17 protein-coding genes and 1 pseudogene are annotated in these 19,901 nt (G+C 55.5%); 6 read left to right on the top strand and 12 right to left on the bottom strand.

The features are described 5' to 3' along the window. Window positions 1-564 (bottom strand): annotated as a pseudogene (locus RR877_RS01720) (ABC transporter permease); the annotation flags it as partial. 96 nt (window positions 565-660) lie between these two features. Further along, window positions 661-1,641, bottom strand: a complete 981-nt coding sequence (locus RR877_RS01715; protein WP_332619030.1) for a substrate-binding domain-containing protein — start codon at window positions 1,639-1,641, stop codon at window positions 661-663. 179 nt (window positions 1,642-1,820) lie between these two features. On the opposite strand from RR877_RS01715, the gene RR877_RS01710 reads away from it, so the two are divergent. Then, window positions 1,821-3,050 (top strand): Gfo/Idh/MocA family oxidoreductase, encoded by a 1,230-nt coding sequence (locus tag RR877_RS01710; RefSeq protein ID WP_332627619.1) that lies wholly within the window; start codon window positions 1,821-1,823, stop codon window positions 3,048-3,050. A gap of 23 nt (window positions 3,051-3,073) precedes the next feature. Next, on the top strand, window positions 3,074-3,955 hold the full coding sequence (locus RR877_RS01705) for a TIM barrel protein (RefSeq protein ID WP_332551022.1): 882 nt from the start codon (window positions 3,074-3,076) through the stop codon (window positions 3,953-3,955). 87 nt (window positions 3,956-4,042) lie between these two features. Here the strand turns inward: RR877_RS01705 and RR877_RS01700 are convergent, their stop codons facing one another. The 7 genes from RR877_RS01700 to iolC form a co-directional block, all read right to left on the bottom strand. Next, window positions 4,043-5,242, bottom strand: coding sequence for an MFS transporter (locus tag RR877_RS01700; protein ID WP_332551021.1), 1,200 nt, complete (start codon window positions 5,240-5,242; stop codon window positions 4,043-4,045). Next, entirely contained in the window at window positions 5,243-6,253 is a 1,011-nt protein-coding gene (gene iolG, locus RR877_RS01695) for an inositol 2-dehydrogenase (protein ID WP_332551020.1), read from the bottom strand. A 43-nt stretch (window positions 6,254-6,296) separates the two neighbouring features. Further along, window positions 6,297-8,216 (bottom strand): 3D-(3,5/4)-trihydroxycyclohexane-1,2-dione acylhydrolase (decyclizing), encoded by a 1,920-nt coding sequence (gene iolD / locus RR877_RS01690; protein ID WP_332551019.1) that lies wholly within the window; start codon window positions 8,214-8,216, stop codon window positions 6,297-6,299. A gap of 24 nt (window positions 8,217-8,240) precedes the next feature. After that, complete coding sequence (gene iolB, locus RR877_RS01685) at window positions 8,241-9,146, bottom strand: 5-deoxy-glucuronate isomerase (protein WP_332551018.1); 906 nt, start codon at window positions 9,144-9,146, stop codon at window positions 8,241-8,243. A 69-nt stretch (window positions 9,147-9,215) separates the two neighbouring features. After that, window positions 9,216-10,712 carry a CoA-acylating methylmalonate-semialdehyde dehydrogenase gene (locus tag RR877_RS01680; protein ID WP_332627618.1) on the bottom strand — a complete coding sequence of 499 codons (1,497 nt, stop codon included), beginning with the start codon at window positions 10,710-10,712 and terminating at the stop codon, window positions 9,216-9,218. Window positions 10,713-10,746: 34 nt separating this feature from the next. After that, window positions 10,747-11,628, bottom strand: coding sequence for a deoxyribose-phosphate aldolase (locus tag RR877_RS01675; protein ID WP_280804760.1), 882 nt, complete (start codon window positions 11,626-11,628; stop codon window positions 10,747-10,749). Continuing rightward, complete coding sequence (gene iolC, locus RR877_RS01670; protein ID WP_280804759.1) at window positions 11,625-12,587, bottom strand: 5-dehydro-2-deoxygluconokinase; 963 nt, start codon at window positions 12,585-12,587, stop codon at window positions 11,625-11,627. The genes RR877_RS01675 and iolC overlap by 4 nt, the downstream gene beginning before the upstream one ends. A gap of 151 nt (window positions 12,588-12,738) precedes the next feature. Here iolC and rmuC point away from each other — a divergent pair, with 151 nt between their 5' ends. Beyond that, window positions 12,739-13,971 (top strand): DNA recombination protein RmuC, encoded by a 1,233-nt coding sequence (gene rmuC, locus RR877_RS01665; RefSeq protein ID WP_332627616.1) that lies wholly within the window; start codon window positions 12,739-12,741, stop codon window positions 13,969-13,971. Between the two features lie 15 nt (window positions 13,972-13,986). Next, the gene (locus RR877_RS01660) at window positions 13,987-15,222 is read left to right on the top strand and encodes an MFS transporter (RefSeq protein WP_332551014.1); all 1,236 of its coding nucleotides are present in this window, start codon (window positions 13,987-13,989) and stop codon (window positions 15,220-15,222) included. Here RR877_RS01660 and glpX read toward each other — a convergent pair. Further along, window positions 15,219-16,223, bottom strand: coding sequence for a class II fructose-bisphosphatase (gene glpX / locus RR877_RS01655; protein WP_332551013.1), 1,005 nt, complete (start codon window positions 16,221-16,223; stop codon window positions 15,219-15,221). The two genes, RR877_RS01660 and glpX, sit on opposite strands and share 4 nt — an antisense overlap. Window positions 16,224-16,369: 146 nt before the next feature. Here glpX and fbaA point away from each other — a divergent pair, with 146 nt between their 5' ends. Further along, complete coding sequence (fbaA, locus tag RR877_RS01650; RefSeq protein WP_277495235.1) at window positions 16,370-17,395, top strand: class II fructose-bisphosphate aldolase; 1,026 nt, start codon at window positions 16,370-16,372, stop codon at window positions 17,393-17,395. Beyond that, window positions 17,343-17,960, top strand: coding sequence for a DUF6264 family protein (locus RR877_RS01645; RefSeq protein WP_332627614.1), 618 nt, complete (start codon window positions 17,343-17,345; stop codon window positions 17,958-17,960). The genes fbaA and RR877_RS01645 overlap by 53 nt, the downstream gene beginning before the upstream one ends. A gap of 68 nt (window positions 17,961-18,028) precedes the next feature. Here the strand turns inward: RR877_RS01645 and RR877_RS01640 are convergent, their stop codons facing one another. Both RR877_RS01640 and RR877_RS01635 read right to left on the bottom strand, forming a co-directional pair. Then, window positions 18,029-19,267: an ABC transporter permease gene (locus RR877_RS01640; protein WP_277495237.1), complete on the bottom strand. Its 1,239-nt coding sequence runs from the start codon at window positions 19,265-19,267 to the stop codon at window positions 18,029-18,031. After that, window positions 19,267-19,901 (bottom strand): ATP-binding cassette domain-containing protein (locus tag RR877_RS01635; RefSeq protein ID WP_332627613.1); only part of this gene is annotated, 635 nt, incomplete at its 5' end. The genes RR877_RS01635 and RR877_RS01640, both read right to left, overlap by 1 nt.

Below are 19,901 nucleotides of genomic sequence, written 5' to 3'. Positions count from 1 at the left end.
GGCGAAGTTGAAGGTCGTTGCAAAAATCTCGCGGGCAGAATCAAAACCGTCAGCCTTGTCGATGCCACTGACACGTACGGTGCCGGTGAAGCCCTTAGTGACGGCCAGGTTCGCACCCTTCAAGATGAAGAAAGTCGCGAGGGTCACGATGAAGGATGGAAGGCCTGTTTTGATGACCAACATTCCGTTCATGAGACCGATAAGACCTGCGAAAACCATGACGAACAGAATTGCTGGCCAAATGCCCCATTGGAACTCTGAAACAAGAAGTCCGAGCAAAAGTCCAGAGGTTCCCACCATGACACCGCTGGAGAGGTCGAACTCACCGGCGATCATCAGAAGTGCTACAAATACTGCGATGATGCCAATCGGAGCAGCGAAGTCGGTCCATCCGGCGGTTCCCTGCAAAGTGGTGAACTGGCCAGTGGTGTCAACGACGGCGAACATCACATAGATGACGATCGCTCCGAGAAGGGCGCCGAACTCGGGTCGGCGTAAAAGCTTGGTGAAGAGAGAGACGCGACCAAGTCGCTCATCTTTCTTCTGTACTGATGTGTCTGTCATCTTCGGCAGGATCTTTCGATAGTGGAGGGTACTACAAGGGGTGTGTTACTGGCTGGTGAGCATTGCCCACCAGCCAGTAACAAAGGGGTGTTGCTACTAGCGAGTACCAGCCTCTACGTAACCCATGACAACGTCTACGTTGTCTGCGGTTACGAAGCCAGGACCGGTGTACATGGGGAGTCCACCACCGAGCTCGTTAGCGTTAGTGATTGCCAGGTACAGAAGCACAACGGACATGTAGCCCTGTGCGTACTGCTGCTGGTCAATTGCGAATGCGATGTCGCCATCCTTGATCGACTGCAGAGCGTCTGCAGACATGTCAACGGTACCGATGGTGATTTCGCTACCAGATGCCTGTGCTGCAGGAAGAGCAGCACCGGTTGCTACGTCAGCGTTGAGGGTGAAGATACCGTCAATGCTTGGGTCAGCCTGGAGAGCAGCAAGGATCTTTGCCTGTGCACCAGAAAGGTCAGCAAGAGCACCATCTGCGTTGAAGTTGGTGACAGTACCTGCGAAGGTTTCAGCGAGACCCTGGCAACGCTCTGCCAGACCAACGTTTGCAGCTTCCTGGATTGGGCACAGTACGTGCTTCAGGCCGAGCTCGTTGAACTTCTTACCAGCCTCGCGACCAGCAACAACCTCGTCCTGACCAACGTGGGTAAATGCACCCAGGTCAGCGAATACTGCAGAACCGGAGTTCATGGTGACGGTGGGGATACCAGCGTCAGCAGCTGCAAGCATTGCGTCCTTGATTGCGTCTGGGTCCGGAGCCGAAGCTGCGATTCCCTGGCAACCACCGGTGATACCGGCTTCGATGGTCTGAGCTTCCTTAGCAGCGTCGTTCGAAGAACCCTGGTAGTCCACGGTAATTCCGAGGTCCTTACCGGCCTGCTCTGCACCAGCCTGTGCTACGGACCAGAAGGTTCCGCCGTCACCGTGGGTGTAGACACAAACTTTGATGTCTTTGGTTGGTTCTGCTGCTGTGTCGCTAGAAGTGCTCTGTGCACAACCGGCGAGTGATGCTGCGACGAGTGCTGCTGCTGCAACAACTCCCGCAATCTTCTTGTTGAAGGACATTCACATACCTCTCTTCGTTGAGTGATTGTCTGTTATAACAAAAGTCAGTTTGTCATAACATTTGATAGTATGTCACATCATAAGAACAATTTGGAACCATAAATTTTTATCGTTACCAAACCGAGATTCTGACCTAACAAAGTCATGATTAAGCAACATCTATGTAAAGGAGCAGGGCAATGGTGCCTCAACGTGAAGTAGGAGTCGGGCTGATCTCGGTCGGCTGGATGGGCAAGGTCCACAGCCGTGCTTACCAATCAATCCCGGTGGTTTATCCCGAATTGGGCATCACACCAAAACTGATCATTGCGGCAGACACGTCACTCGAGCGAATTGACTACGCAAAGAATGTTCTCGGTTTCGCAGAAGGCACCCAGGACTACCGCGAGGTCCTTGCGCGTGAAGACGTAGACGTCGTTTCTATTTGTGCGCCCAACTTCCTGCACGCTGAGATTGGTATCGCAGCCTCTGAAGCTGGTAAGGCTTTCTGGATTGAAAAGCCTGTTGGCCGCGGAGCAGCCGACACCAAGTCTGTCCAAGACGCAGCACTCAAAGCAGGTGTAGTGAGCTCGATTGGCTTCAACTATCGCCATGCCCCCGCCATTGAATACGCGAAAGAACTCATTGCTTCCGGCAAGCTCGGCCGCATCACCAACTTCCGCGGAACCTTCTTTGCTGACTACTCTTCCGAACCCAAGGGCGCACTCTCCTGGCGCTTCACTCGCGAACTCGCAGGTAGCGGTGTTCTCGGTGATCTCATGGGACACCTGGTTGACCTCGTGCACTATGTCATTGGCCCCGTTGCCGAAGTGTCAGCACTGACCGAGACTGTTTATGCAGAACGCCCCATTGCCCAGATGGGTTCTGGAACGCACTTCGACATCATCGAAGATGGCGAGATGGGTCCCGTTGAGAACGAAGACTACGCAGCAATGCTTGTTCGACTCAGCAACAAAGCAGTAGCCGAAGGTGCCATCGGAACCTTGGAGGCATCCCGCGTCACCGTCGGCAAGCGCGCCAGCTACAATCTGGAGATCTACGGCACCGAAGGCTCACTGAGCTGGGACTTCGAACGTATGAACGAACTCCACCTCGCTCTCGATCGCACTGGCGCCCACGTGGGTTACCAGCGCATCATGGCTGGTCCACAGTTTGGTGATTTCTCACACTTCCAGCCTGGTGCTGGAACATCAATGGGTTACGACGACCTCAAGGTCATCGAGGCTAAGAAGTTCCTGCAGGCATATGTCGGTACTGCTCGCGATAACTCCAACATCAACGATGCCTACGCTGCAGCACTCGTCTGCGACGCTGCGGAACATTCTGTAGCAACTAAGGCATGGGTATCAGTAGATTCAGTCCCTGGAACTACTGCCGCACTCAAGCTCCGTAATCCCCTGAATAACTAAATCAAGAAAAGGAAAAGACAGCTATGTCACAACACAAGATTGCTGGTGCTCCCATTTCTTGGGGCGTCTGTGAAGTTCCCGGCTGGGGTCACCAGATGGAACAGGACCGCGTTCTCAGTGAAATGAAGTCTGTTGGCTACACCGCATGCGAATTCGGCCCTCTTGGCTTCCTCCCTGAGGAACCCGCGAAGCGCTCAGAAGTACTTGCTAAGCACGGCATGAAGGCAGTGGGAGGGTTTGTTCCCGTCTTGCTTCACAAGCCCGAGCACAACCCCGAGCCTGAGATTCGCGCAGAACTCGAAGCTTTCAAGACTGCCGGCGCTGAAGTTATGGTTCTTGCTGCCAGCACTGGACTCGACGGTTATGACGACCGCCCCGTTCTCAGCCAAGAAGACTGGGCAACCCTCCTGAAGAACCTCACCAACCTCGAGGCAGTTGCAGCCGAGTATGGCGTGAAGGCAGTCATTCACCCCCACGTGGGAACTGTTGTGGAGCGCCCTGAGGACATCACGCGTGTTCTCGAAGGCAGCAACATCGGCTTCTGCTTTGACACTGGTCACATGATGATCGGTGGCACCGATCCTGTGGAGTTCGCTCAGAAGCACGCCGGCCGTATCGGTCACGTCCACCTCAAAGACGTGCGCAAGGCTGTTGCTCAGCGCGTTATTGACGGCGAGATCACCTACTACCAAGGCGTAGTGCAGGGCCTCTACACTCCCCTGGGTCAGGGTGATGTGGACGTCACCACCATCCTTGCCTCCCTCGAGAAGGCTGGTTACACCGGTTGGTATGTTCTCGAGCAGGACAACGTTGTGAATGAGGAACCTGCTGCTGAAGCTGGCCCCATCGCAGATGCCCGCGCCTCAGTGGAGTTCCTCACCACCACCTTGGCTTCGGTGGCATAAGTAACGAGCTAAACGAGAAAGCCCCAGCCATTTGGCTGGGGCTTTTCGCGTGGTCTAAGAATTTATCAACCTGGAAGCAGACAAAGATTAGGTAGCCACTGTCTCCTGAACCGCATCTGGATGCGTTTCAGAAACTGATTTGCTGAGCACACCGGCTGCGACAAGCAAGATGATTGGCGCCAAGAATGCAGCCAAGAGCCCACCGATGCTCGACAGTGAGCCAATAATCGGGCCAACAGCGAGATTGGCGAGATAAACCAGCGTCCAGAGGAAGCTCATCCGAGCACTGACGCGAAGTGGATCATCGCCCATCGCGGCGACACACATGGCCAGACCAATAGAGTCACCCAGACCCCAGAGCAAAGCTCCAACCAGCGGGATGGACAGAAGCGGTGTTGCCATGAAAATGACAATTCCAGCTGTTGCCGTAATTGCAGAGAACAAGACAACCTTGCGACGACCGATCTTGTCCGCAATAGGTCCGCCCACGAAGCGCATGATGACGAAGCCCAAGCCGAAGAGGGTGTAGCTAAACGCTGCCAATGCCGGTGAGAATCCCTGCTGCACGAGTGCAATCGGGATCCAGACCACACCAACGCCCTCAGCAAAGACGAAAGCGAAACCAATCAGACCAATCTGACGGCTGCGGGATTCTTTCGCAATTGCCTTGAAGGAGATTTTGGCAATTTCGGACGATGCCATGTGGCTTCGGTCAACTTTGCCGTTGTTTTTGCCGATGGCAAAGGAAACCAAGACGGACAACGCAATGACGATGAGACCAATCGAAATGAAGTCAGGCGTGATACCGAGGCCAGCGGTAATTGCAACACCAACCAGAGCAGAACCCAGAAGCACACCGACGCTATAGCCACCGTGGAGCATGGGAACGCGGTTCTTGGCTGATTCACGGTTGATATTCGAAGCTTCGAGGTTGTTGTCATAGTCAGCCATACCCAAGGGCAAACCGAGGAGTGCTGTCACCAAGAACGACATGGGAGTGTTCTCCCACGCCAAGTTCAAGCCCAGTAATACCAGTGCGCCGCCCAGGATGACGTAACTCAGGATGGAATAGCGACGAGAACCAATCTTCTCCACGATGCGTTCAGAAATCAGCACACCCGTGACCGAACCCACACTCAAGCAGGCCGCGTACCAGCCCATTGCTTGAAGATCTAGGTTGAGAGCGTCGCGAATCTCTGGTCCACGAGTAGACCAGGTTGCAAAAAGGAGACCTCTTGTGAAGAAGAGGGTGAAGATGGCCCAGATCCAGGCCGTCGTCGCCTTCATTTAGAGCTTGCCGCGGACGTCTACAGTCTTGCCGGTGCGAGCAGATTCAATTGCAGCATCAGCCAATACGAGAGCTGCACGACCATCCTCGAATGTGGGGTTGGTTGTTTTACCCTCACGGATGCCGTCGAGGAAAACTGCCAATTCACGACGGTACGCAACTGCATAGCGCTCCAAGAAGAAATCAAGGTAGGGCTTACGTGCTTCTGACTCAATTGCGGAGTATTTCTGAACAGTAGTAGGCCCCACGTTTTGCGCGTAGAGCATTCCGTCAGAGCCAAAAGCTTCGAGGCGCTGGTCATAGCCATAGCTGCTGTGCCGCGAGTTGATGATGTTAACGAGCTCATTGTTCTCACCGCGAAGGGTAACGACAACAGAGTCGAAGTCGCCTTCTTCCTTGATGTAATCACTAAAGCTGTTTGCCCCGACTGCAGTGACCTCAACAATATTTGGGACAAAGTATCGAGCCATATCAAAATCGTGGATGGTCATGTCACGGAAAATTCCGCCAGAAACAGCAATGTATGCCTGAGGTGCTGGTGCAGGGTCACGGCTGATGATGGTCAGCTGCTCCAGAGTTCCAATTTCCCCCGCGGCTACGCGATTCTGAATTTCTTCAAACTGTGGGTCGAAGCGGCGATTGAAGCCCAAAGCAATCTGAGTCTTTGCGGAAGAGGCCTTCTCTCGAAGTCCGTCCACACGAGTGATATCGAGATCAATGGGCTTTTCGCACAGTGCATGCACGCCAGCATCAATTGCTGCATTGATGAGTTCAACGTGAGTATTTGTTGGAGAAGCAATGACGACAACGTCAACTTCGCCAGAAGCAAAAACTTCTGCAGGGTCTGCAGTGACCTTGCCACCAAATTCGGCGGCTACCTTTTCAGCACCTTCAACGAACACGTCACACACCCAGGTGAGTTCAGCTCCCTTAGTGTCGGCAATGCTTGCAGCGTGAACCTGACCAATACGGCCAGTGCCGATGAGCCCGATGCGGACGTTCTGAGTCATGGGGTTTCTCCTGAGTAGTCGTGTTCTAAATGGGAAAGTGTGGTTAGTTACGGTCTGCTGATCCGCGGCCAAGGTACAGGTTCTGTGCTTTCACAGCTTCCTCGTAGTTAGCGCGTGACTTCTGAGTAGATTCCATGGTGGAAACCTCAGCGATGGGGACATCCCACCAGCCCTCACCAGATGGCGAGTAGAGCAGTGGGTCGCTGTTGATGTGTATTAACGTGGCGCGATCGCTGGCCTTAGCTGCCTTCACGGCAGCCGAAAGGTCCGCGATGGCGTTGGTGGTTGGCTCCACACGAATGACATCAATACCGAGACCTTCCGCACTGTGGGCGAGGTCAACAGGAAGCTTCTCCCCCTGCTCGAAGTTGTTTCCAGCTTCGTCACGGGTTCGATACAAAGTTCCGTAACGTTGCGATCCAACGGTCTCGCTGAGGTGACCAATAGAGGCATAACCGTGGTTCTGAATCAGCACAATGATGAACTTGATGCCCTCAGCAACGGCTGAGACAATCTCCGAGTTGAGCATAAGGAATGAACCATCCCCGACCATGACAATGGCGTCACGCGTCTTATCTGCACGGGCAACACCAATACCTGCGGCAATTTCATAACCCATGCAGGAGAAGGCATATTCAACGTGGTAACCCAGGTCGTCGCGCACACGCCACAGCTTGTGAAGATCACCAGGAAGTGAACCTGCAGCACACACCAGCACATCGCGTGGGTCTGAAGCCTGCTGAACAGCACCAATGATTTCGGTCTGACTAGGAAGTTCGAGACCACGAGGCACGAATGCTTCGTCTACAACGGCATCCCACTCTGCCTTCTCGGCAGCTGCACGAGCAGCGTATTCAGCACTGACGTGGTAGCCGGAAATGACGTCACTGAGTTCACGCAGTGACTCACGAGCATCTGCCACAACAGGAAGAGCACTTCCGTGCTTGAACGCGTCAAACGAAGCGATGTTGATGTTGATGAATCGAACATTGGGGTTACGGAAGGCGGTGCGGCTCGCGGCAGTGAAGTCGCTGTAGCGGGTTCCAATACCAATGATGAGATCTGCTTCAGCAGCAAGACGGTTAGCTGCAGTGGTGCCGGTGGCTCCGACAGAGCCCATGTTCTGGGGGTGATCCCAGTTGAGTGATCCCACGCCTGCCTGGCTCATGCCCACAGGAATACCCGTTGCTTCCACGAACACGCGAAGTGCTTCTGCAGCGTCAGAGTAAATGACGCCACCACCCGCGACAATGAAGGGGTTCTTTGCACCTGCGATTTGACGTGCAACCTCAGCCATGAGGCCAGCATCTGGGCGAGGACGGCGAATGTGCCATTCGCGGTCCGCCAAGAATTCAGCTGGAACGTCAATAACTTCTGCCTGAACATCTTCGGGAAGAGCAATGGTGACGGCACCGGTTTCAACGGGATCTGTCAGAACACGCATGGCACCGAGAGCAGCAGAGAACAGCTGTTCGGGGCGCTGCACGCGATCAAAGAATCGAGACAGTGGCTTGAAGGCGTCGTTGACACTCATGCTGGCGTCGTGGGGAAGCTCGAGCTGCTGCAGCACGGGATCTGCCACGCGAGTAGCGAAAGTGTCCGAAGGAAGAAGCAGAACTGGAAGGCGGTTGGTGGTGGCAACAGCAGCTCCAGTAAGCATGTTGGTGGCACCGGGGCCTACAGATGCTGCGTTTGCGAAAGTTGAACGACGACGAGTCATGCGTGAATACGCAATAGATTCGTGCACCATGCCCTGTTCATTGCGTGCCTGGTAGTAAGGCATGAGGCCTGGCTGGTCGAGTGAGAACTGCTTGAGCGCCTGACCAATACCTGCCACGTTCCCATGACCGAAGATGCCGAAGGTACCCGCAATGGTGCGCTCACGGTGGTCACCGTCAACGGTGAACTGGTGTCCCAAGAACTCAATGAGTGCCTGGCTAACAGTCATGCGACGCGAAGTCATGGGTGCCTCTCGATATTTCTTTTACTAAGCCGTGTAGGGAAGTCGGGGGTCGATCTCTTGACCGTTCCAGGTCTCGCGGATCCACGCGTGGGCGGGGTCGTCACTGATCTGCCAGACCCGGTCAGGGTCTGGTCCAGCCATGACGTTCAAGTAGTAGAGGTCATACCCGGGTGCTGCCACGCAGGGGCCGTGCCATCCGTGGGGAACTAAAGCGATATCTCCGGAGTGAACCTCTTCGAGAGTGTCGATGGGGCCAGCTACGGACGCATAGGTGCGCATGTAACCGAAAGGCTCGGCAGCAGCGGGAGCATCAAGGCCCTTGGCGGTGGCCGTTTCGAAGTAGTAAATCTCTTCGAGGTGCGACTCGTGCCCAGGGATGTGCTCGTCGTGCTTGTGAGGTGGGTAGCTTGACCAGTTCTCTGCGGGAGTGATCACTTCGCAGACAATGAGGCGGTCAGCTGCCAATGCTTGGGGGGTGCCGAAGTTGTGAACCTGGCGACTCGACCGACCGGCCCCCCGGAGTTCAACTGGCACCCCCTCAGCAGGGATATAGGCAGCAGGGAAGTGCTGCTCCGTGGGAGCTTCAGCCACAGCAACACGACCGGTGCCGGAGATTTCAGCATCCGTGCCAGTAGGCAGGTAGAGAACATCTGTGGGTCCGTGGAATACGGACTTTCGTCCAGCGAGGACCTGAGCGTGCGAACCAGGGTCATCTGCGAGCTGGTACGCCACGGTGAAGGAACCAGACAGCGGCACAATAATGCGCTCAACTGCGGTTGCTTCGAGAGGAACAGAGGTTCCATTAAGTTCTGCCACGCGAATGCCGGTGTATTTCCAGCCGTCGATGGTTTTATCAACCACAGACTCCCAGCCGTCGCGGGCCAGCGAGGTGCGCTCAAAGAACCAGTCACCACTGTTTGTGTGTGTCATGTTCTTCACGCTCCTCGTTGAGTAAAGTTCCTGGCCGGGCGGAGACGACGCCCGGCCAGGTCTGTCTAACTAGTTCTGGGGGAAGCCCAGGTTGATGCCACCGTGGCTGGGGTCAAGCCAGCGACTAGTGATGGCCTTGCCACGAGTGAAGAAGTGAACTCCTTCAGCGCCGTGAGCCTTGGTGTCTCCGAACAGTGAGTTCTTCCAACCACCGAAGGAGTAGTAGGCAACGGGAACGGGGATGGGCACGTTGATACCGATCATGCCGACCTCGATCTCGTTCTGGAAACGACGAGCTGCACCACCATCGTTGGTGAAGATCGCGGTTCCGTTACCGAAAGCACCGTTGTTGATGAGTTCAACACCTTCGTCATAGCTCTTCACTCGAACGATAGAGAGCACGGGGCCGAAGATTTCCTCGGTGTAAACCTTGGAAGTAGTGGGCACGTTGTCAATGAGGGTGGGGCCAAGCCAGAAGCCGTTCTCGGCACCATCAAAGGTGTCGTTACGACCGTCGTGAACAACTGTTGCACCATCAGCGATAGCGATATCGATGTAGGAAGCAACCTTGTCACGGTGGACCTTGGTCACCAATGGGCCCATGTCGCAGTTGCGACGACCATCACCGGTGGTGAGCTTGCCCATGCGAGCAACAATCTTTTCGATCAGTGCATCTGCCACAGGTTCCACAGCAACAATGACGGAGATGGCCATGCAGCGTTCACCAGCAGAACCGAAGCCTGCGTTGATAGCGGAGTCAGCAACCAGCTCAAGGTCAGCGTCGGGCAGAACCAGCATGTGGTTCTTCGCGCCACCGAGAGCCTGTACGCGCTTGCCGTTCTTGGCTGCGGTTTCGTAGATGTACTGAGCAATAGGTGTGGAACCCACGAAGGAGATCGCCTGAACTGCAGGGTGCTCCAGCAGGCCATCTACAGATTCCTTGTCACCGTTCAACACAGTGAAGACGCCATCAGGAAGACCAGCTTCCTTGAACAGCTTGGCCATCCAGATAGCTGCGGTGGGATCCTTCTCCGAAGGCTTCAGCACGACAGTGTTACCTGCAGCAATCGCTACGGGGAAGAACCACATAGGAACCATGGCTGGGAAGTTGAAGGGCGAGATAACGCCCACAACGCCAAGAGGCTGACGGGTTGAGTAGACATCCACACCAGTGGAAGCGTTCTCGGAATATTCACCCTTGAGCATCTGGTTCAGACCACACGCAAACTCCACAACTTCCTGACCACGAGTGATCTCACCGAGAGCATCGGAGAGAACCTTGCCGTGCTCGGAAGTGATGATCTCGGCCAGTTCGCCCTTGCGCTCGTTGAGCAACTCACGGAACTTGAAGATGATCTGCTGTCGCTTTGCCAGTGACTGGTCACGCCATGCGGGGAAAGCCGCAGCAGCAGATTCAATTGCTGCCTTGATTTCTGCTTGGTTAGCGAGAGCGACCTCCTTGGTGATTTCACCAAGAGCGGGGTCATAAACAGGTGCGGTGCGACCGGAAGTGCTGACAACTTCAGCGCCATCAATCCAGTGGCCAACTACGGGAAGAGTAGACATTGATCTTCTTTCGTGAGGGGTTTTCTATAAGTGCTTAGGAACCGTGAACCAGTGCGGCAGCGGTGTCGATGGCGGAGGCTACGTCTCCGTCGGCGGGGTAAAGCAGGCTACGACCAACAACCAGTCCGCGCACTCCGGGGAGAGCGAGGGCTGCAGCCCACGAGGCGAAGGTTTCTTCTGCATCGCCGTTGGGATCTCCTCCAAGGAGGAGAGTTGGAAGTGTTGTCGAAGCCATAACGCGTTCCATTTCTGGGACAACGGGAAGCTTGAGCCATGAGTAGGCACTGGAGTTACCCAGACCTGACGCAATAGCAATCGACAGGATGACCGCATCGGGTGAGAGGTCATTCACAATCTTGCCATCTACCCACTCGCTCATAAAGGGTTCGAGCATGATGGGAAGCTCTGCGTCTGCAGCATCAGACACTGCTAATGCAGTGGCTTCAAGAGTGTCAACAGAACCGGCGTCCTTGAGGTTGATGCGAACCAGGTTCTTACCGAAGTCCAGGCCTGATTCGACGATGCCGTCAACGTCATACGCGGTGTAACGGTCGTCCATTTCGAAAGAGGCGCCTTTGAGGCCGCCACGGTTCATGGAACCGACCACAATCTTGTCATCCAGAAGTCCGAGCAGAGCGAGGTCTTCAATGATGTCGGGGGTGCCGAGGACACCGTCAACGCCGGGGCGAGAGAGGGCAAGTGCCAGACGCTCGAGCAAAACGTTGCGGTCTGCCATAGCGGATTCGTTCTTGCCAACGCCGAGAGCACCACGTGCAGGATGGTCAGCAGCAACAATGAAGAGCTTGCCATCGCCACGGAGGAGCTCACGGCGCTTGCGGTTGGCGAGAACTTCGGCAATCTTGCCGGGGTTCTCTGCACGCGTCTTGCGCAGGGCGTCTAAATCGATAGTGCTCATGCGCCAATCTCCTTCAGAATTGCTTCCACCTCTGCCGTCGTTGGCATGGCGGTTGAACATTCGCGGCGGCTTGCCACCACAGCACCTGCCACGTTGGCAAAGCGCAAGATCTTCTCAAGACCCCAACCCTGGAGCAGGCCGTAGCACAGAGCACCACCGAAGCTGTCGCCAGCTCCGAGGCCGTTGATGACATCAACGAAGTAAGGGGGAACCTCAACGGTCTCGTCCTTGGTCTTCGCCAGAACGCCCTTGGGTCCCTGCTTCACAATCGCGAGCTCAATACCGCGTTCCAGCAGAGCATCTGCGGCGCGGTGTGGTTCGGTTTCGCCGACAGCTACTTCGCACTCTTCCTTGTTGCCGACAGCAACAGTGACGTTCTCGAGTGCTTTGGCAACCTGAACAGATGCGTTCTCGGGGTTCTTCCAGAACATGGGACGGTAGTCCAAGTCGAGGATGGTCAGTGGCTTGCGGCCACGTGCTTCCCACGCAGCGAAGTGTGCACTGCGGCTGGGCTCCTCTGAAAGACCAGTCACGGTGGACCAGTAAATCTTGGCGTTCGCAATAGCGTCCAGGTCCAGCTCGTTGGCCTTGATCACGAGGTCAGGAGCGATGGGGTCGCGGTAGAAGTAGAGGGGGAAGTCATCTGGTGGGAAGATTTCGCAGAACACAACAGGAGTGTTCAGACCTTCAACGCCGGAAACGAATTCATCGCTGACACCGAGACGACGCAGCTCTTCGTGGACGTACTTACCAAAGGGGTCGTTACCGGTGCGGGTAATGACAGCAGACTTGAGGCCGTGGCGTGCTGCAGCAACAGCAACGTTGGTGGCGGAGCCACCAAGGTACTTACCGAAGGTTTCAACCTTCTCGAGGCCCACACCGTCCTGCAAAGGGTAGATGTCAATGCCAACGCGACCGATGGTAATGACATCGAATGGGGTTGTGGATGCGGCGGTCATACTGCGATGTACAACTTTCTCAAGAGGGTTGGATAACAAATCTAATAGCTCTAACGTACATATGTTAGGACATATTGACAAGTCTGACATTACGCGGGCTTAAACGCGAGCGCAACACCGAAATGTCCCCCGGTACTGAGACACTGTGAACATGGAGTCTTCACTGTTTCTTATCCTTGGTTTGATTGCCGGAATTATTGCCGGAATTGCGATTGGTTGGGGCCTACGTGCCCGCAAATCTCTGCCCAGCGACGCTGGTGACCTCGCCGTGCGCGTGGCAACTGCCGAAGCACGCGTCGCCGGCAAAGAAGAACAGATCGAGACCCTCGAGCGCATGCTGAGTGAACTTCGCGAAGTCAGCGAGCGCAAGCAAGAAGACGAAGCAGCACGTGCTCGCGAAGAGCACAAAGTCCTTGAAGCCCTAGCCCCTGTCAAAGAAACCCTGCAGGCCATGCAGACCAAGGTCAATGATCTGGAGAACCAACGCCAGGAACAATACGGCCAGATTGCTCAGCAACTGACCCAGTCGCGTCAGTTTGGTGAAGAACTTCGCGCGACAACACAATCTCTTGCTTCAGCACTCAGCTCAAACAGCGTTCGTGGCACCTGGGGTGAAGCCCAGCTTCGCCGCTTGGTTGAAGTTGCCGGCCTCACCGCGCATGTGGACTTTGACACTCAAACCACCATGAAGACCGACGGTGGAACCATCCGTCCCGACATGGTGATCAACCTGCCGGGCGGAAAGACCATCGTCATCGACGCCAAGGTGCCTTTCAACTCCTACCTCGAGGCAAGCCAGATTCCCATCACCGCAACCGGTGAAGAAGCTGCACGTCGCAAGTCACTGATGGGTGCTCACGTGAAGGCCGTGCGTTCCCACGTAGATGCACTGAGCTCCAAGAGCTACTGGAGTGGTTTCGACTTCAGCCCAGAATTCGTTCTGGCATTTATCCCCAGTGAATCACTCCTTGCTTCTGCCCTCGAAGCAGACCCCACTCTGTTGGATTACGCCTTTGGCAAGCGCGTAGCGCTAGCTTCCCCTGTGAACCTGTGGGCCGTTCTCAAGACGGTTTCCTACACCTGGCAGCAGCAGGTCGTTACCGATGAAGCGAAAAAGCTCTTCGATCTCGGTATCGAGCTTTACTCACGCCTGAGCACGATGACCAAACACACTGAAGATCTACGTAAGGCGATTGAGAACACCGTCAAGCACTACAACGGCTTCATCTCCTCGCTGGAGACTCGCGTTCTCTCAACGGCTCGCAAGTTTCCCGGCATTGACCCCACCAAGATCCTTCCCGAGGGCATCGAGGTGCATGAAGCACCTAAGCCCCTCACTGCGGGTGAGCTGGTGGACCCTGATAACAACACCCTCTCCAGCTAATGACATGATGGGAACGTGAGTTCCCCATCAGCAAACGCGCCTCGAGCTTTGCTCGCCGGGCGCGTTTTAGCGTTTGCGGGCATTGTTCTAGTTGCCTTCAGCATGCGTGCAGCTGTTGCTGGACTCTCCCCCTTAATCCCTGAAATCAGCAAGACCTACGAACTCAACACGGCTGCCATTGCACTCCTCGGAGCAATCGCCCCGTTGAGCTTTGCAGCCGGCGGCATCTTCACGCCTCGTATTGAGAAGCGCATCGGTATTGAGCGCACACTCATCTTGGCTCTCGTTCTGATGATTACAGGGCATATTGTTCGGGCAATCTCTGTGAACTGGCAAACATTGGCACTGGGAACCCTTGCCGCCTTGGTGGGTATGGGCTTTGCCAACGTGGCAATGCCACCCGCGGTGCGAAAGTACTTCCCCGACAAGGTCAGCACCATGACCGCCATCTACATGTCGGTCATGTCCATCTCCGCTTTCCTCCCCGCCCTCATTGCTGTTCCTGTGGCCGAGGTGGTGACGTGGAGAGGCTCACTGTTGCAGTGGGCATTCTTCGCGATCATTGCGCTGATTCCCTGGATTCTCGAGTTCCGCTCACACCGCAAAGACACCAGCTATGACGCCCCCGAATCTTCACCCCAGGTGCAGAAGATTCATCCGTGGCGCTCCCCCACCGCATGGTCTGTGGGACTGGTCTTAGCTGTCTCGTCGATTACTGGTTATGCCATGTATGCGTGGATGCCCGTGATCTTGATAGATATTGCTGGTGTCACTCCTGCACAAAGTGGCGCACTCTTGGCGCTCTTTGCCGGCATTGGTTTGCCATTGGCGTTCGTGACCCCTGGTCTGGCTAAGCGCATGGGAAAGCACGTGCACTGGCTAGTGACCATCTCGAGCGTGTTCTTCCTAGTGGGTTACTTAGGGCTCTTGTTCGCTCCTGAGCATCTGATCTGGCTCTGGGTTGCCATCGTGGGAACGGGCTGTCTCGAATTTCCCTTGGCTCTCACCCTGGTCAATCTCCGCACTGCAAATGTGCGCAGCTCCATGGCCCTCTCTGGCTTTGCCCAGATCGTGGCGTATCTCAGCGCAGCAATGGCTCCGCCATTGATGGGCATTCTCTACAGCAGCACGAACAGCTGGACTGTCGTACTCACGACCCTGCTGGTCGTTTCTGTGGCAGCAAATATTCCTGCTGCACTGATTCTGCGTCGCAACCGCATGGTTGACGCAGAATTGAAGCTGACTGCTTAGACCTCGAGCCAGCGATCAGCGCGGTAGTCCGCCTGAACACGGCGAATGGTGCCGGAGCGACCACGCAGAATGATGCTGTCGGTGCGAATGATGGGTCCCTTGCGGCGAACACCTTCCACCAGACCACCATCAGTTACACCGGTGGCAACAAAGAAGGTGTTGTCGCTGGTGACGAGAGAGTCTTGGTCATAGACGTGGTCAAACTTCAGACCTGCGTCAATGCCCCGCTGCTTTTCTTCGTCATCCTTCGGAGCCAAAATGGCCTGGATCTGACCACCGAGTGCCTTTATGGCACAGGCGGTGACCACACCTTCTGGGCTGCCGCCGATTCCTACACACATATCGATGCGTGACTCGTAGCGGGCAGCATTGATGCCACCTGCGACATCACCATCAAGAAGTAGTCGGGTTCCCGCACCGGCGTCACGGATCTCTTGGATAAGTCCTTCGTGACGAGGTCGGTCAAGAATGGCCACGCGGATATCTCCGACGTTGCGACCAGTTGCCTTGGCGAGGGCACGAATGTTCTCACCAATGGGCTTGCGAATGTCGACGACACCAATTCCTTCGGGGCCGGTGGCGATCTTGTTCATGTAGAAGACAGAAGAGGCATCCAGCATGGTGCCGCGGTCAGAGACCGCAATGACCGAGACCGCATTCTGGCGGCCCGCAGCCGTGAGGCTGGTGCCGTCGATGGGGTCAACAGCAATGTCACAGGCAGGACCACGACCGTTACCGACGTGCTCACCGTTGAAGAGCATGGGAGCTTCGTCCTTCTCGCCCTCACCGATCACGATGACGCCATCGAAGTTCACGGTGGCAAGGAATGCGCGCATGGCGTCGACTGCAGCCTTGTCAGCTGCATTCTTGTCGCCATGGCCGATGAAGGGAACCGCACGAATAGCAGCAGCTTCGGTGGCACGCACCAGCTCCATACCTAGGTTGCGATCGGGGTGAAGGTTCAGAATGCCTGTGTTTGTCGTAGTCACAATTCCCACCATAGGCGTCGACGCGCGTCATTCCCCAGTCGACGTGCGTAATAGTGCGTATTCATCTCATTCATATCCGAATCACGTCTGTCGTCGTGCTGGTTAGACTAGAAGGGCGCTTTCCCTCTATTCCTCGCGCCAAATACCTAGGAGATGACATGCCCGTCGCAACCCCGGAACAGTATGCAGAAATGCTCGACAAGGCAAAGGCCAAGGGCTTTGCATACCCCGCGTTCAACGTTTCGAGCTCACAGACGCTCAACGCTGTACTTCAGGGACTGACCGAGGCCGGCTCTGACGGAATCATCCAGGTCACCACTGGTGGCGCTGACTACTTCGCAGGTCACACCGTCAAGGCACGTGCTACCGGTGCACTCGCATTCGCGAAGTTCGCTCACGAAGTAGCAAAGAGCTACCCCATCACCGTGGCACTTCACACCGACCACTGCCCCAAGAACGCTCTTGATGACTTCGTTCTTCCTCTCATCGCAGCTAGCGAAGAAGAGGTCAAGGCTGGCCGTAACCCCATCTTCCAGTCACACATGTGGGACGGTTCCGCTGTTCCTCTGGCGGAGAACCTTGAGATCGCTCAGATGATGCTCGAGAAGACCAAGAACATCAACGCCATCCTCGAGGTTGAGATCGGTGTTGTCGGTGGCGAGGAAGACGGCGTCTCTCACGACATCAACGACAGCCTCTACACCACCATCGAAGACGGCATCAAGACCGTTGAGGCTCTGGGTCTTGGCGAGAATGGTCGCTACATGGCAGCCATGACCTTCGGTAACGTGCACGGTGTGTACAAGCCCGGAAACGTCAAGCTGCGTCCCGAACTCCTCAAGGAAATCCAGGAAGGCGTTGCAGCTAAGTTCGGCACCGCAGCTAAGCCTTTCGACCTCGTATTCCACGGTGGTTCTGGTTCAACTGACGCAGAGATTGCTGAAGCTGTTGCTAACGGTGTTATCAAGATGAACGTCGACACCGACACCCAGTACGCCTACACCCGCTCCGTTGCAGACACAATGTTCCGCAACTACGACGGCGTGCTCAAGGTTGATGGCGAAATGGGTAACAAGAAGATCTACGACCCCCGCGCATGGGGCAAGCTCGCTGAGACTGCCATGGCAGCTCGTGTTGGTCAGGCAACTCACCAGCTCGGCTCTGCTGGTCACTCCGGCAAGTAAGACACTCATTTCCATGGCAGAGACTCCTGAGACCACGCCTGCTTCCGCCGAGGAAGACAAGGCTGCTCAGGTGACCCCTGCCGCACAGGATACGAACGTCAAGAAAGACAAGAACGACTCGAAGCAGGTTCCGGTTCTTCTCACTCCAGAAGAGAAGAAGGAGCGGAGCCTTGCTTTCGATCGCATGATCACTTGGGGTTTGATCTTTGTCGCGGTGTATTCGGTATTCTCCGGACTCGGCGACTACATCAACCCACGTAACTCGATGAACCTGCTCTATGAAGAGCTCAACGCCTTGAACCCCGCGTTCAAACTGGGCAACTTTGAGAACATTACCTTCGCCGTTCAAATGGGATGGATTGCCGTCACTATCCAGGCTGTTGTTTTGGCCATGGTGGTGTGGATTTCTCGCCAACGCATGAAGGCGAAGAAATTCTCGTGGTGGATTCCTGTTCTCGGTGCTGTGATTTCTAACGCGCTGTCCACTGCTTGCATCTTTATTGCCTTGTTTGCTGACCCTGGATTCCAAGAAGCACTCAACAATGTGATCAACGCTGGAAAATAACTTCCCACAGATATGAGTAGACCCCGACTCAGTGAGTCGGGGTCTACTGCGTTTGTCGTGTAGGTCAGCTACATCCTGACTAACGAACCACCCGAACGCTTACGGGACAGTGCGTCGATGGTTGCAGCTGCAATCAGAACACCACCGGTAACCAGGAAGTTAATACCTGCTGGAAGACCGATCAGACCCAGACCGTTGTCGATGATGGCGATAACCAGTGCACCGATTGCGGCGTGGATGAGCTTTCCGCGACCACCGAAGAGACTGACGCCACCCACGACGGCGGCAGCAACACCCGAGAGCACGATGGAGCGTCCAGCGGATGCTTCCACGGAACCGAGGCGGCTGACGTGGAGCAGACCGGAAACCACAGCCAGTGTGGAACAGATGACGAATGCGGAGATGCGGATCGACGCAACCTTGATACCGGAACGACGAGCTGCTTCAGGGTTGCCACCAACTGCGTAAAGGTGGCGACCGAAGCGGGTGCGGTCCAGAACGAAGGTTCCAATGAAGATGATGCCGATAACCACGGGGATCACGATGGGAACACCGCTAATGGGCAGAACCGAAACGCTGCGGTTCTCGTTGAGGATGTACACCATGGCACCGGAGAGGATTCCAATGATGGCAACCTTCGAGATCAGCAGTGAGATGGGACGAGTAGCCAGACCAGCCTTGGTGCGACGTGCACGATCCCAGAGGGAAAGCCCGAGGGTTCCCAGGACCATCACAACGACCATGAGCCAACCAGCCCAACCAGGCATGTTGGAGTTCATCAGTGCGAGGATTTCAGGAACGTCAACGCGGTAGAGGCCACCGTCACCGAGCATGATCAGCTGGAGTCCCTGGAATCCCAGGAACAGACCCAGTGTCACCACGAAGGACGGCACACCAATCTTGGCGACAAAGAAGCCAATGAAGGAACCTACGGCGCTTCCCAGGAGTAGGGCACCCAAGACAGCAACCCACCAAGGAAGGCCCATCTTCTGGTTCAAGATGATGAACAGACCCATACCTACACCGGCGGTCACACCGGCGGAAAGGTCGATCTCGGCCAGCAGCAGAACGAATACCAGTGCACACGCCAGAACGGTGAGTTCTGCTGCCTGCACGAACAGGTTTGCCACATTGAGCTTGGTGAGGAAGTAGGGGCTCAGACCGGCAAAGAGTGCGGCCAAAGCAAACAGAGCAATAACAGCAGGCAATGCACCCATGTCACCGTTCTTGATGCGCTGGAAGTATCCAACGATCTGATCTTTGATGGTGCCTTCTTGACCGGAGGCAATCAGTGTAGGAGTCGACATTAGTTGACCTCTTCCAAGCTCTTCGTGCCAGTGATGTAACCAACAACGTCGTCGCGGTTAGTTTCACTGGTCTTCAGGGATGCAACCATACGACCGAGGTACAGGACTGCGATGTCATCGCAGACCTGGAACACGTCAGCCAGGTTGTGGCTAATGATGATGACAGCGATGCCGCTGTCTGCCAGACGGCGAACCAAGTTGAGTACCTGCTCGGTCTGGGCAACACCCAGAGCAGCGGTGGGCTCATCGAGGATAACCATCTTGGCGTTACGGAGAACTGAGCGACCAATTGCAACGGTCTGGCGCTGACCACCGGAGAGGGAAGATACCTTCTGGCGAACCGACTTCACAGTGCGAACAGACAGGGACTGCAGCGCCTTTGTGGCAGCAAATTCCATCTCAGCTTCGTTGAGAGTTCCCATGGTGGTTTCTTCGCGACCAAGGAACATGTTCTGCACGATGTCGAGGTTGTCGCACAGGGCGAGGTCCTGGTACACAACCTCGATGCCGAGAGCACTGGACTGACGAGCAGAAGTGATGTGAACGTCTTCGCCTTCAAACTTCACGGTACCTTCGTCAAACGGCTGGACGCCGGAGAGGCCCTTGATCAGTGTTGACTTACCAGCACCGTTGT

Origin of the sequence: Aurantimicrobium sp. (assembly GCF_036667855.1) — a bacterium.
Taxonomy (GTDB): domain Bacteria; phylum Actinomycetota; class Actinomycetes; order Actinomycetales; family Microbacteriaceae; genus Aurantimicrobium.
The sequence above is the reverse complement of the archived record's forward strand: the minus strand, read 5'-3'. Positions and strand labels throughout refer to the sequence as shown.

Excerpts from the sequence above, each read along its gene's own strand:
- RR877_RS01715 (WP_332619030.1), bottom strand. The coding sequence starts at position 1,641 with ATGTCCTTCAACAAGAAGATTGCGGGAGTTGTTGCAGCAGCAGCACTC.
- RR877_RS01710 (WP_332627619.1), top strand. The coding sequence starts at position 1,821 with ATGGTGCCTCAACGTGAAGTAGGAGTCGGGCTGATCTCGGTCGGCTGG.
- RR877_RS01705 (WP_332551022.1), top strand. The coding sequence starts at position 3,074 with ATGTCACAACACAAGATTGCTGGTGCTCCCATTTCTTGGGGCGTCTGT.
- RR877_RS01700 (WP_332551021.1), bottom strand. The coding sequence starts at position 5,242 with ATGAAGGCGACGACGGCCTGGATCTGGGCCATCTTCACCCTCTTCTTC.
- iolG (WP_332551020.1), bottom strand. The coding sequence starts at position 6,253 with ATGACTCAGAACGTCCGCATCGGGCTCATCGGCACTGGCCGTATTGGT.
- iolD (WP_332551019.1), bottom strand. The coding sequence starts at position 8,216 with ATGACTTCGCGTCGCATGACTGTTAGCCAGGCACTCATTGAGTTCTTG.
- iolB (WP_332551018.1), bottom strand. The coding sequence starts at position 9,146 with ATGACACACACAAACAGTGGTGACTGGTTCTTTGAGCGCACCTCGCTG.
- RR877_RS01680 (WP_332627618.1), bottom strand. The coding sequence starts at position 10,712 with ATGTCTACTCTTCCCGTAGTTGGCCACTGGATTGATGGCGCTGAAGTT.
- RR877_RS01675 (WP_280804760.1), bottom strand. The coding sequence starts at position 11,628 with ATGAGCACTATCGATTTAGACGCCCTGCGCAAGACGCGTGCAGAGAAC.
- iolC (WP_280804759.1), bottom strand. The coding sequence starts at position 12,587 with ATGACCGCCGCATCCACAACCCCATTCGATGTCATTACCATCGGTCGC.
- rmuC (WP_332627616.1), top strand. The coding sequence starts at position 12,739 with ATGGAGTCTTCACTGTTTCTTATCCTTGGTTTGATTGCCGGAATTATT.
- glpX (WP_332551013.1), bottom strand. The coding sequence starts at position 16,223 with ATGGTGGGAATTGTGACTACGACAAACACAGGCATTCTGAACCTTCAC.
- fbaA (WP_277495235.1), top strand. The coding sequence starts at position 16,370 with ATGCCCGTCGCAACCCCGGAACAGTATGCAGAAATGCTCGACAAGGCA.
- RR877_RS01640 (WP_277495237.1), bottom strand. The coding sequence starts at position 19,267 with ATGTCGACTCCTACACTGATTGCCTCCGGTCAAGAAGGCACCATCAAA.